This is a genomic window from Coleofasciculus sp. (genome assembly GCF_046565525.1).
Taxonomy (GTDB): Bacteria; Cyanobacteriota; Cyanobacteriia; order Cyanobacteriales; family Coleofasciculaceae; genus Coleofasciculus.
This window is the reverse complement of sequence record NZ_JBKHUP010000255.1, coordinates 1-1,351: the sequence shown is the minus strand read 5'-3', so window position 1 is coordinate 1,351 and position 1,351 is coordinate 1. Positions and strand designations below refer to the sequence as shown.

General features: G+C 47.8%; 1 protein-coding gene. It reads right to left on the bottom strand.

From position 1 onward, the window contains the following. Positions 1-201: 201 nt before the first annotated feature. The gene (locus ACLGGO_RS35570; RefSeq protein WP_446422851.1) at positions 202-1,218 is read right to left on the bottom strand and encodes a cyanophycinase; all 1,017 of its coding nucleotides are present in this window, start codon (positions 1,216-1,218) and stop codon (positions 202-204) included. Positions 1,219-1,351 lie beyond the last annotated feature (133 nt).

Sequence of the window (1,351 nt, the reverse complement as noted above, 5' to 3'; positions counted from 1 at the left end):
CCAATCAGCGACCACCCCTAAAAAGGTGGCGTGGTGAGGAATCCCCCGCGCTCTTTAGCCGGGGGAGGATGTCAATTACCGATTCCACAACGTGGAAGATTCTTTTCTAGTTCAGTCCGCGTAGGCGGACTTTGTTTGTGTAGCTGCGATTTCCAATCGCCCTTTTATATCATGTCCTGACTGCGATTTCCAATCGCCCTTTTAACCCCTCTGCACAATACCATCTTGAACACTTGCGCTACGATAACCCCTGGAGGGTAAATTTTTCAGGTCAAATTTCTCACCGTTTTCTCGTTTCCAAATCTTGTAATTAGAAAACGTGAGTGGGGTTTGAGGTTCACAGTCTTCCGGGATATGATCCCCCAAAACAAAATATACCGCGCCCTCTCCCATTACTTGGGCGATACCATCCCGGTTAACCACCAGCGATGTTCCCTCATCAATGCCTATCCCCAAGACACTATCAGTGATACCATCCCGAAGCTGACGCGCCATGAATGTCATCAAACGACCCATGCGATCGCGTTCACTAAAATGGGTATCTATTACAGTACCCTTCATTAGCGACCAGTTGAACAGATCATAACTAAACAGAATATCTTCATAGGGATCGTCTAAGGCATACTCACTATCAACTGTATCGGAACAGGCATTGTAAATAAAATCACTTTGAATCATCGCCCCAGCACTTGTACCCCCAATCCCACCCCCTTTAGCGCCAACGGATTTAATCGCGGCTTCTATCGCCGTATGCTTAAAGTTTCGGGTATAGTCACACTGGTTACCCCCTGCAAAAAATAACACCTCAGCTTGGCGAATCGTATCCGCGACATCCACAGAATTGGCATCATCCCGACTACTGATAACCAACGTTTCTACCGAATCCACCCCATTCATCGCCAGAATTGGCGCATTATAGCCAGCAGAACCCGATGAACGAATGACAACCACATCAACCTGAGCCGAACAGTCTGTGCAACCTCTCGCCTGATTAATCATCCACTGAATCGCTTCGTCTACATCAGCTCCCCCGCCGCCTAAATCAAAGGCAATACCTGCGGGAACATTGACATCAGTAGAATTACCATCAAAATAGCGGATAACCTTGGCGGATGCTGGGGCAACCCAGAGCGACAAGTACATTAATACTACTGCCACGAGCTTAATGACTTTAGCAAGGGGCAAGCCAGAGGTAGATTGACAATGACGAGAATCCATAGACTTATTGGAAGATGAAACCCGATATCAATAGTGGCACCAGTAAAAGGGCAGATTTGACACTCCCCCGGTTAAAACGCGGGGGATTCTTCCGTCACAGGGAGGCAGAGTTTAACGTCTTCGGTGGACGGAA

Coding starts and splice junctions, on each gene's coding strand:
- ACLGGO_RS35570 (WP_446422851.1), bottom strand. CDS start 1,218: ATGGATTCTCGTCATTGTCAATCTACCTCTGGCTTGCCCCTTGCTAAA.